Origin of the sequence: Lysinibacillus sp. NPDC048646, from assembly GCF_050272295.1 — a bacterium.
In the GTDB taxonomy this organism is placed as follows: domain Bacteria; phylum Bacillota; class Bacilli; order Bacillales_A; family Planococcaceae; genus Lysinibacillus.
Map to the genome: position 1 here is coordinate 87,882 of NZ_JBNNLZ010000018.1, position 7,591 is coordinate 95,472.

At 38.3% G+C, this 7,591-nt stretch carries 10 protein-coding genes and 1 pseudogene; 4 read left to right on the plus strand and 7 right to left on the minus strand.

The annotated features are described in order from the left end of the window. Positions 1–130: 130 nt before the first annotated feature. A complete protein-coding gene (mscL, locus tag ACQKII_RS17645; protein ID WP_427461438.1) occupies positions 131–520 on the plus strand; it encodes a large conductance mechanosensitive channel protein MscL in 390 nt (129 codons plus the stop codon). A 123-nt stretch (positions 521–643) separates the two neighbouring features. Here the strand turns inward: mscL and ACQKII_RS17650 are convergent. Further along, positions 644–823, minus strand: a pseudogene (locus tag ACQKII_RS17650) (IS5/IS1182 family transposase); the annotation flags it as partial. A 503-nt stretch (positions 824–1,326) separates the two neighbouring features. Here ACQKII_RS17650 and ACQKII_RS17655 point away from each other — a divergent pair. Beyond that, positions 1,327–2,442 (plus strand): methionine biosynthesis PLP-dependent protein, encoded by a 1,116-nt coding sequence (locus ACQKII_RS17655; protein WP_427461440.1) that lies wholly within the window; start codon positions 1,327–1,329, stop codon positions 2,440–2,442. Between the two features lie 2 nt (positions 2,443–2,444). Continuing rightward, a complete protein-coding gene (locus ACQKII_RS17660) occupies positions 2,445–3,605 on the plus strand; it encodes an aminotransferase class I/II-fold pyridoxal phosphate-dependent enzyme (protein ID WP_427461442.1) in 1,161 nt (386 codons plus the stop codon). Positions 3,606–3,744: 139 nt separating this feature from the next. On the opposite strand, the gene ACQKII_RS17665 is transcribed toward ACQKII_RS17660, so the two are convergent. Further along, positions 3,745–4,173, minus strand: coding sequence for an NUDIX hydrolase (locus ACQKII_RS17665; protein ID WP_427461444.1), 429 nt, complete (start codon positions 4,171–4,173; stop codon positions 3,745–3,747). Positions 4,174–4,241: 68 nt separating this feature from the next. Here ACQKII_RS17665 and ACQKII_RS17670 point away from each other — a divergent pair, with 68 nt between their 5' ends. Further along, positions 4,242–4,730, plus strand: coding sequence for an N-acetyltransferase family protein (locus ACQKII_RS17670; RefSeq protein WP_427461446.1), 489 nt, complete (start codon positions 4,242–4,244; stop codon positions 4,728–4,730). A gap of 41 nt (positions 4,731–4,771) precedes the next feature. Here the strand turns inward: ACQKII_RS17670 and ACQKII_RS17675 are convergent, their stop codons facing one another. The 5 genes from ACQKII_RS17675 to ACQKII_RS17695 all read right to left on the minus strand — a co-directional run bounded on the left by ACQKII_RS17675 (position 4,772) and on the right by ACQKII_RS17695 (position 7,380). Further along, positions 4,772–4,987 (minus strand): hypothetical protein, encoded by a 216-nt coding sequence (locus ACQKII_RS17675; RefSeq protein WP_427461448.1) that lies wholly within the window; start codon positions 4,985–4,987, stop codon positions 4,772–4,774. 193 nt (positions 4,988–5,180) lie between these two features. After that, entirely contained in the window at positions 5,181–5,528 is a 348-nt protein-coding gene (locus tag ACQKII_RS17680; RefSeq protein ID WP_427461450.1) for a cupin domain-containing protein, read from the minus strand. Positions 5,529–5,558: 30 nt separating this feature from the next. Beyond that, the gene (locus ACQKII_RS17685; RefSeq protein WP_427461452.1) at positions 5,559–6,074 is read right to left on the minus strand and encodes an N-acetyltransferase family protein; all 516 of its coding nucleotides are present in this window, start codon (positions 6,072–6,074) and stop codon (positions 5,559–5,561) included. Between the two features lie 414 nt (positions 6,075–6,488). Continuing rightward, positions 6,489–6,641, minus strand: coding sequence for a YpzG family protein (locus ACQKII_RS17690; RefSeq protein WP_107923955.1), 153 nt, complete (start codon positions 6,639–6,641; stop codon positions 6,489–6,491). 157 nt (positions 6,642–6,798) lie between these two features. Then, positions 6,799–7,380: an ABC transporter substrate-binding protein gene (locus tag ACQKII_RS17695; protein ID WP_427461456.1), complete on the minus strand. Its 582-nt coding sequence runs from the start codon at positions 7,378–7,380 to the stop codon at positions 6,799–6,801. Positions 7,381–7,591 lie beyond the last annotated feature (211 nt).

Here is a 7,591-nt window from a genome sequence, read left to right on the forward strand (position 1 = left end):
GTGATCGACCAACTAGTTGACTCGTTCTCATCTTTTAACTTGTGGTGGGCGTCTTGTACCTGACGCTTCGCTTTCGGAACAGATAAATTACTGACCGTTTATGCGGGTTAAATATAGGAGGAAATATTTTATGTGGAAAGACTTTAAGGAATTTGCTATGAAAGGCAATATTGTCGACTTAGCGGTGGCAGTCGTTATTGGTGGGGCCTTCGGTAAAATTGTTACCTCCTTAGTAGAAAATATCATTATGCCATTAGTTGGTGTACTAACAGGTGGCGTTGATTTAACAGAAAGCTTTGTTTATGGCTCAGGTGATGCTCAAGTTAAATTGGGTGTTTTTTTACAGTCTATACTTGACTTTTTAATTATTGCCTTTGCAATTTTCTTAGCACTAAAAATCATGACAAAGCTTTCTAATAAAAAAGAAGAGGCTGTTGTGGAAGAACCAGTTCCAGCACTTGATGCAAAAGAGGAGCTTCTAAAAGAAATCCGTGATTTACTGAAAAAAGAACAAACTTAAAGTAAAAAATCAATTGCTCAGATTGAAGACAAAAGGTATTCGGAATGTGATCATTCCGAATACCTTTTGTAATTTTATCAGAAATATACGTTACAAATAGCCCTTATTAACGAGAGTAGTACTCTACGAGCAACTATTTTCTGCCATTTTCGGACTTTGCCATGTCCAATTAGCTAGCTTTTTCAAATTCATGGCAGCAAAAGTAAGCATACCTCGTAAGATTGTCCAACGCATACCATGCTTTTCTTTCGCATCCGTAAATACACGTGCAATCGGTTCTTTTCGATGTGCATAGATTTGTTTCATGGCACTTTGAATTTATAGACGTACACTAGTTTGTTGGCGCGCAGGCTGCGAGAATAGCATGAGCTGAAGGCCCCGCAGGAGCATGGCGACGAAGAGCCTGATGTCATGCCCGCGAAAAGCGTCCCCGTAGCGGAAATCAACGGGTTCATATAGATACTTCTATTTTAAAAGAAAAAAGACTGTAAACTCATTTTTTTAGTTTTTCTACATTCTGAGCAATTGCTTTTTAGCATATTTTTCGTGAGGTAAATGACCAACTTCGAACACAAACCATGTACTGACGTTGGAGAAGATTCAAACCCCTACTATTCCTACATGATTTTAACTAAATAATCTATCAAATTTTCTGAAATCATCTTGTCCTACTGGAGTTTACATGTTAAATTGGTAACAATTATAGAGAATACTATATACGCAATCTAATTATCCGATAAGAATTTAGGTCCATTGGTGATGCGTGGGCCCTTTCTATATTATATGATAAGGAAAAGAGTGACGACATGACAAACAACAGAAGTATTGAAACAAAGCTTGTACAACTAGGAAATTTAAGTGACCCAAAAACAGGTGCTGTAAGCCCCCCCATCCATTTATCGACAGCTTACAAACATACAGGTATCGGTGAATCTACAGGTTTTGACTATGCACGCACAAAAAATCCAACTCGTGCCATTTTAGAAGCAGGTATCGCTGATTTAGAAGGCGGCGACATGGGCTTTGCCTGTAGCTCGGGTATGGCAGCTATACAACTAGTGCTGTCCCTATTCAAGCCTGGTGAGGAATTAGTAGTACCTGATGATTTATATGGAGGTACATATCGTCTTTTTAACTTCTTTAAAGAAACATACAATATTAAACCTGTCTATTCAAAATTTGAATCAGTTGAGCAGGTAGAATCAATGATGAATGCAAATACACGCGCCATTTTCATTGAGACACCAACAAACCCGCTCATGCAGGAATTTGACTTGAAAGTGTATGCTGAGCTTGCACATAAACATGGGGCTTGGTTGATTGTTGATAACACATTCTATACACCATATTTCCAACGTCCAATCGAATTAGGGGCAGATATTGTACTACATTCAGCAACCAAATATATCGGTGGACATAATGACGTGCTAGCCGGTCTTGTCGTAGCAAAAGGTAATGAATTGTCAGAACGTATTGGCTTTATTCATAATGGTAGCGGTATGGTACTAGGAGCAATGGATTCCTGGTTACTTATTCGTGGCTTAAAAACAATGCATCTTCGCTTAAAACAACATGATGCAAATGCCAAAGCAATTGCAACTTATTTAGAGGAAGAAGAACTGGTTACGGATGTTCTTTATACTGGCAAAGGTGGTATGCTGTCATTCCGTCTGCAAAAACCTGAATGGATTGATCCGTTCCTACGCAACTTAAAATTGATTACCTTTGCTGAAAGCCTTGGTGGTGTAGAAAGCTTTATTACATACCCAGCAACTCAAACACATGCAGATATGCCTTATGAGGAGCGTGTTGAACGTGGTGTTTGTGACCGTTTACTGCGTTTCTCAGTTGGTATTGAAGAAGCCGAGGACTTAATTGCAGATTTGAAACAAGTATTTGATATCCTTAGAAAAGAGGCTTAAAAATGACGCAACGTATCGAAACAGCACTTATCCATGCAGGTGTGCGTGATGGTTATGAAAATAAAAAGGGTGCGGTAAATGTACCTATGTATGTATCATCGACATTTCACCAAGAAAGTATCGATGAATTCGGCGAATACGACTATGCTCGTTCTGGTAATCCTACACGTGATGCTTTAGAAAAAGCTGTTGCAGAACTTGAGGGTGGCGTTCGCGCACATGCCTTCGCTTCTGGTATTGCAGCTGTTTCTGCAGCATTAATGTTTCTGTCACAAGGCGATCACATCGTTATTACCGAGGATGTTTATGGTGGAACATACCGCTTCGTCTCAAAAGTTTTGCCACGGTTCGGCATTACACATTCTTTTGTTGATTTTACAGATTTAGCAGCAGTTGAGGCAGCAATTACACCTGCAACAAAGTTATTATATATGGAGACACCATCGAATCCGACACTAGGCATCACAGATATTCGGGGTGTAGTTGCTTTAGCAAAACAGCATGAATGTTTAACATTTTTAGATAATACGTTTATGACTCCTTTACACCAGCGGCCACTTGATTTAGGTGTAGATGTTGTTATTCATAGTGCAACGAAGTTTTTGTCGGGACACTCAGATATTATTGCTGGACTAACAGTCACTGCTGACGAGCAATTAGGAAACGACCTATACTTTATTCAAAATTCATTTGGTAATATTTTAGGTGTACAAGATTCCTTTACTTTACTACAAAATATGAAAACAACGGATGTACGCTTTAGTCGTTCTACTGAATCCGCACAGAAAATTGCCACATTTTTAGATGCTAACCCACTAGTCGAACAAGTTTACTACCCAGGACTGGCATCGCATCCTGGCTATGACATCCATCAGAGTCAGTGCACAAGTGCTGGTGCTGTATTATCGTTCCGCCTTCCAAATTACAAGGCAGCGAAGGCACTTGTAGAAGCGATGAAAATTCCAGTATTCGCAGTATCTCTTGGTGGGGTTGAATCCATTCTTTCCTATCCAGCAAAAATGAGCCATGCAGCAATGGAACCGGAAGAACGTACGAAACGTGGCATTACAGATGGGCTATTACGTTTTTCAGTTGGTCTTGAACATGTCGATGATTTAATCGCCGACTTCGCACAAGCATTAGAACTTGCCGCGAAGGCATAACATATCACCGCATCTCGAAGTTGAGATGCGGTTTTAACTTGTTTCTTTTAAGTTGTGCTGATTTACAACTCGATACCTACGAACACAAAAAATCCCCCTTCTTCTTCTGTTTCAAACAAATTAAAGAGGGATATAAATATTAATTTTTCACACTTGCTAATACACGATACAAAAAATCCCCATGCCCCTTCGCAAGCATTACATCTTGTTCATCCGCTATCCAGTAAAACGTAAATTCCAAGCCTTCTTCATTCACACCTGTGGGACAATGTTGCCATGTATCACGCTGCTCATTCGTTGTTAGATGGTAAAAATAGCGTTTTTGTAATGCTCCTGAATAGTGATTGTAATAGTCCTGTGCAATTAATTCCTTAACCGCTAAATACGTCAAACCAGTCTCTTCAAACATTTCTCTAGCTATTGCCTCAAGCGGTGTTTCCCCTTCCTCTACTGTACCTTTAGGGATTTGAATACCTGCTCCATTCGTATTTTGCTCAAATACTAGCACTTGCACCCGCCCCTCACGCTCTCTCGTAATATAGCCATACGCCTTTTCTAAAACTTGCATGAGAACACCCCCTCAATATGGTTTTATGTTACAATTAATATAAAATTTGGAACTGTAGGTGAAAAGTATTGACATTAATTATACGACAGATGCAAGTAGATGACATCATTTTTGTACAAGAAATTGCCAGAAGTAGCTGGCATGAAACATATGAGGAAATTATTCCAAAGGAGATACAGGATCGTTTTTTACAAGTTGCTTATAGTAAAGATACATTAATAAAACGACTCCAAAAAAGCCCCTTTTTAGTTGCTGAACTTGGAGGGTCACTAGTCGGCTTTGCAAACTTTTCAAATATTAACGATGGACAGGCTGAACTTTACGCTATTTATCTTTCTCCAAATTTGCAACATAAAGGTATCGGCACAGCTCTGCTAGAAAAGGGCATTCAAGAGTTAGAGGGTGCAACTAATCTCTCAGTTTGTGTAGAAAAAGACAATACAAATGGCAGGCGCTTTTATCAGGCAAAGGGTTTCCAAATGGTAGAGGAATTTGATGATTTATTTGATGGACATGTGTTAAAGACTGTTCGCATGGAATTATCATTGACTAAATAAAGTAAAACTTCAATCAGTGGGGGTTTTCTTCATCCCCAACATTAAATAGAGGAACACAAGCTAAAACCTTCACATCCTGTGAAAAAGCTTGTGTGACCAACATCCTGTTGCTGACGCTTCGCTTTCGCACATAAAACATCCTGTCGCTGCCGCTTCGCTTTCGCACATAAAATCCTGTCGCTGCCGCTTCGCTTTCGCACATAAAACATCTGTTGCCCCGAGCCAATCGGGCTTTTATGGTCAGTTTGTTCGCCCACCTAGTTGACTCGTTGTCATCTTCCCACTTGAAGTCGGCGTCTTGTACCTGACGCTTCGCTTTCGGAACAGATAAATTACTGACCGTTAATGCGGGATAAAAATAGCGGTATTAAGTATTGCTCCGCATAAAAATATAACAAAACATTTTTTCTAAACAAGCAACATTGTCATGCAAGACACCTTTCTTCCAACTCACTTATTGGGTGGAACGTCAATTTGCTTGGATTGAATCACGAGTGCTGTTAACCCTGTGTCGCTCCCTGATGCATGTGCTTGGCCAGTTTGCCAAAGGACACCCTCACCATGCTTTAATACTATTTTCTTACTATCGTCGCCACTCACCCAACCTTCGCCCTGAATAACAACGAATAACTGCGGAACTGGTGCTTCATGATGCCCGACAACGCCACCAGGCTCTATATAAATCAAACCAATATTGGTCGGCTCCATCGTTTTCATTATTTTCGTATAAAATGCAGAGATCGAGTTATAATTGTCGATTGTCGTGCCAACATCCATCGTAAACTTATAGATTTCCATTTGAAAACGCCTCCTGTTATTTCATAATCGTTAAACCATTTTATACATTAAGATATCGTCTATGTATACATTGTCATTTATTTTAATTTCATGAATCTTTCGGCCTTCTTCAACAAACCCCATTTTTTTATAAAGAGCAATGGCTCGTTCATTCGTGGAAAAAACACCTAAACTAACTTTTTCAATATATGGGTTTTTCATAGCCCATTCTAATAGTTCTTCCAATAAGCGCTTGCCAATACCGTAACGACGATAGTCTTTATGAACCATCATACCAATGGTACCTGTATGTGATAATCGTTGTCGATTTGGCGATTGAAACATAAGCCAGCCAACGATTTCATTGTGAAATTGCGCGATGAAAATCGTTTCCCGTTCATTGGTTAGTTTCGACTGTATCCATGCTTTTTGACCAGCAACTGTTTGCTGAAATTCCTTTGACGTTGTCATTAAATAAAGCTCTTCGGCTATTACTGCACGCTGGATTTCAAGCAGCTTTTCAGCATCTTCTTGTACAGCAATTCGAATTTTAATTTGATGGCTCATAGTGAAATCCTCCGTTTTTATTTGATTCTCGAACAATGGTTATATACTTTTATATTAGTTTCTTCCACATCAATTAAATAGTATCTTTTATCAAATCCACCAGCCACTTCTTTCTTTTCGCGTCCTGCTTCCAAATCTTCATATGCTTTGTACTATATATTTAATGCCGCATGGATTAAACCCAATTTATCCGCTAATTCTTCTACTAGCCTCATGTCTTGTTGTCGTGTCGTCAAACTGTTGTAAACTGGCATCCACATCTCACCTTTTTTAGTTTATCAAAACCTTTTATTTAAAACTATAATTCCCCTTATTTACCGGTATATATTAATTAACATTGAAAAGAAAAAATTTTCAACAAAAAAAGCCCGGAAATATTTTCCGGACTCGATGACACTTAATTCACTAGCATGATTAAAACTGTCGGGCTTTCGCTTCACTTCTCAAGATTCGATTATGCAGAGTAATCTCTGTTTCACCATTTACTTGAGATTTCGAATGCTTAATCCTTGTCCAGTTGCGGTGGATTTTTTGAGATTTGGGGTCTAAATGTTCAGGCCTACTCATTTTAACATCCTCCTCATCATTATAGACTTCATAAGTGAAATCTGTATTATGATGAGCACTTCCTTTAATTATTATACATCCTTTTTAAGAACTTTTACGATTTCACCAAAATAGCGTAACAAGCAAGCACATTAGGCGATAAAGTGATTCTCAATTTTTAGTAGTCTACTTTTTTTTGCAATAAAATATTAACAATCGTTTCAAGTTGAAGTTCTAAAGAGTACGGATCTTCCATCACAAATTCATCGTCAAATTCACCGTACATATAAACATTACCTTTTTTCACGGCTGAAGCTCCCTTCCAAATGGCACTATTTAAAATATCTTTAGCATCTTCCGTAGAATTCACATAAACAAATACATGATCACCCAAATAGTCCGGTAATACTTCTAGCGAGATATTTTCAAATCCTTCTTTCATATTTAAAGCTTGCTCTGTAGGAGGGAGTTTCAACATCTGGTAAATTGTTGTACTGCCATAATTTCCTCCTTCAGCAGCTAACACATATAAACCTTGAGAGCTTAATTGAACTACGGACACCGTTTCACCATCTTTAATGATACCTTCAATTTGTTTTCGTGCATCCGCAACCTTTTGGTCATATTCTTTAATCCACTGATCTGCTTCTTGCTCTTTCCCGAATATTTCACTAATTCTTCGGAACTTTTCTAATGGTTCAGAAGTAGACAGATGTAGCTTTGTAAAAAAGATTGATCGTTTATAATAAAGATTGATAATTTGTAATAAAGTTTGATAAAAATCACCTCTTTAGTTATTCTTTGAGATGTTTTTTTATTGGACACTTATGTTGAATTTGATTTTTATCTTGTGAAGAAATGTACTTAAACTAACGCGGCAGTTTAGTTGTGCGAAATGTTTCTAGTTTAAATTGAGAATGGTCACATTACTCAGGTAAAGGCTAGACAGTTCCTTTCGGAACTGAAGGGTT